The organism is Streptomyces sp. NPDC005070, from assembly GCF_053600395.1.
Window position 1 is genome coordinate 1 of record NZ_JBSFZS010000364.1, and the last position, 2,583, is coordinate 2,583.

The 2,583-nt window shown below is 69.3% G+C and carries 3 protein-coding genes and 1 pseudogene; all 4 read left to right on the forward strand.

The genetic code is table 11. The annotated features are described in order from the left end of the window. Nucleotides 1-310 (forward strand): annotated as a pseudogene (locus ACWEBX_RS39075) (hypothetical protein); the annotation flags it as partial. Beyond that, complete coding sequence (locus ACWEBX_RS39080; protein WP_451889457.1) at nucleotides 282-935, forward strand: SRPBCC family protein; 654 nt, start codon at nucleotides 282-284, stop codon at nucleotides 933-935. The pseudogene ACWEBX_RS39075 and the gene ACWEBX_RS39080, both read left to right, overlap by 29 nt. After that, nucleotides 932-1,951: a 3-oxoacyl-ACP synthase III family protein gene (locus ACWEBX_RS39085; RefSeq protein WP_451889458.1), complete on the forward strand. Its 1,020-nt coding sequence runs from the start codon at nucleotides 932-934 to the stop codon at nucleotides 1,949-1,951. Before ACWEBX_RS39080 ends, ACWEBX_RS39085 begins: the two co-directional genes overlap by 4 nt. Nucleotides 1,952-2,158: 207 nt before the next feature. Then, nucleotides 2,159-2,476, forward strand: a complete 318-nt coding sequence (locus ACWEBX_RS39090) for a hypothetical protein (RefSeq protein ID WP_451889459.1) — start codon at nucleotides 2,159-2,161, stop codon at nucleotides 2,474-2,476. The last annotated feature ends 107 nt before the right edge of the window (nucleotides 2,477-2,583 follow it).

The window sequence follows — 2,583 nt, forward strand, 5'->3', positions numbered from 1 at the left end:
GGAGCCCGAGGAGGCCTTCACGTCCTCGGGGCGCACCGACCTGCACCACACCATCGACACCGAGGGCCGTACCGGCGACCGCCGCGACGACTTCGCTGGTGCCGAGAGCGCGGCGCACCTGCGCGCGGCGCTGCTGCGCGGAAATACGGGCGCCGGCCCCGCCTTCGTGGCACTGGACTGCGACCCGAAGGAGATCCCTCCGTTCCTGCCGTTCCAGCCCTTCGCCCAGGCCGCCGGTCATGCCGACCGCGCCGGGTACGCCGACAACAAGGAGAATGCAGATGAGCGACGCGTCGTCCGCGCCGGCTGACATCCCGGGCCTGATGCGGATCGAGAACCCGGGCAAGGACGAACTGACCGCCCACTGCGTGGAGTTGACCCACTCCGTCTACCCCCACCATCAGGTCTACGGGCAGTACTGCACCATCCACGAGTACGTCGACTGCCCGCCCGAACTGACCTACGACTACCTCCGTCAGGGCCACCACCTGGAGGAATGGACCTGCAGCCTGCGGGACTTCGAGCCCTCCGGCACACCCGGACTGTGGGTGGGACGCGACCGGCTCGAGGACGACACCAGGATCTACTGCAGGACCGTCGCCAACCCCGAGGCCATGACCGTGGATTACCACTGTTCCTGGGACCAGAGCGACAAGTTGTGGATGATCTACCTGATGCGTGTCGTGCCGGCCCGACTCGTACTCGACAGGCCGGGATCGGTGATCACCTGGACCAACTGCCGTCATCCCTACTACGACACGAACCCGCAGCCCGGTCTCGCTCCCCGCCCCGACCGGCCCTGGGTGGGCGACTACTGGGACCTGTTCTACGCGGGCCACACCGTGGAGATGAACAACCTCAAGGCGATCCTGGAACATCGCCACCGCAACGGCCAGCCGGTGAGCGTGGCTCCCGCGAGGGCGGTGGCACCGTGACCACCGTCAGCCTCACCGATGTCGCCGGCTACCTTCCGGGCGATCCGGTCCCCGCCGAGTACTACACCGAGTACCCGGGCGCGGAGGACAAGCTGCGCGGCCACCCCATGTTCAAGGTCCCGCGGTCACGTCACCACGTAGCCGCGGACGAGACCAACACGGACATGATCGAGCGCGCCGTACAGCCCCTGATCGAACGCCACGGCAGGGACGAGATCCGGGGCGTCGACGTACTCCTGGTGCACAGCCAGCTCCCGGACCTTCCGTTCGTCGGCGCGGGCACCGAAGTGGCGCGCCGACTGGGCCTGAACCCCGAGTGGCTCGTCGACGTGGCCAACGCGGGCTGCGCCTCCTTCGTGTACATGCTGAAGCTGGCCCGGCAGATCCTCACGACCACCGACGCGAAGACCGCGCTGATCTGCAACGCGCAGAGCGCCGCCGGGCAGTGCTTCACCCAGTCCGATGTGCGTCGGCTGGCGCAGGCCGCGATCCCGGGTGACGGGTGCGGCGTGGGATGGGTGACGACGTCGGCCGGCGCCCCTGTCCTCGACGTGGAGACCCGGCACATCGGCGAGCACGCGGGCGACATGACCTTGGCGCTCGACGACGGCCGCAAATACTGGGAGCCGGGGGAGTCCCAGCTCCGGATCGGGTTCACCGACGCGAGCGTCGCCAAGGTGCTGGCACGCGGCAACCGGCTGGTCCCGGAGGTGATCGCGGACCTGTGCCGACGGCTCGGCGTGGCGACCGGCGACATCGACGTCCTCGTCACCAACCAGCCGAACCGCACCTTCCTGCGCAACTGGACGGAGGCGCTGGAACTGCCCGCCGAGCGGCACCTGAACACCTTCGACCAGTGCGGCAATCTCTTCGGCGCGGCGATCCCGGTCACCCTGGACCACGCGATCACCTCGGGCCGGGTGAAGGACGGTGACCTCGTCGTCCTGGGCGGATTCGCCCACGCCGGCGACTTCGCGGGAGCCGCCGCCGTGCGCTGGTCCGGCGGGCGGGGGTGACCGATCGGCCAGCGGCCGCGCGGGCGAGGGTGACTCCGTGGCGGATGGTCGCGCGATGTTCGTAGCATCGGCGGAGGTCGTCCCGTCGTACGAGGTGATCAGCCGCCGATGACGCCGTCAGCGTGATGTTCGGGCGCGAACGCAACCGAAGGGGCCCTCGCGGAGATCTCGACAGGTGGTTCACAACGCGTCGATGAGGAGACACAGATGACCCCCTGGAACAGTGAGACCCTTGGTTCCCGCGCCTTCGTCGACCCCTATGCCGTACACCCCCGTGACACCGTCGTGCCCGCTCAGGCGCTGCCTCGCGACGACGGCGACTTCGTTCTGGCGCCGCCCAACCCCGCCCACCGCCTGGGCTACACCCTCGACCCGCGGGACGAGCGACGGCTGGCCCTGCACGCGACGCTCACGGCCGCCGGCATCCCGCCGATGCCCGAGGACCGCGCGGTCATCGAGCAGATCAGCTCCCTCCCGGCGGACGTCAACGAAGTCCTGCAGCGCTGGCTGCACCACACCTTGTGACGGATACCGGTGGCGGCGGCGTCATCGTCCCCGTACGCGGGCCGTCGTCGCGTGGAAGCATGGGGGGTATGTCCGGTCGAGCCGAACCTGTGCATCGAGGGAGTGAG

Coding starts and splice junctions, on each gene's coding strand:
- ACWEBX_RS39080 (WP_451889457.1), top strand. CDS start 282: ATGAGCGACGCGTCGTCCGCGCCGGCTGACATCCCGGGCCTGATGCGG.
- ACWEBX_RS39090 (WP_451889459.1), top strand. CDS start 2,159: ATGACCCCCTGGAACAGTGAGACCCTTGGTTCCCGCGCCTTCGTCGAC.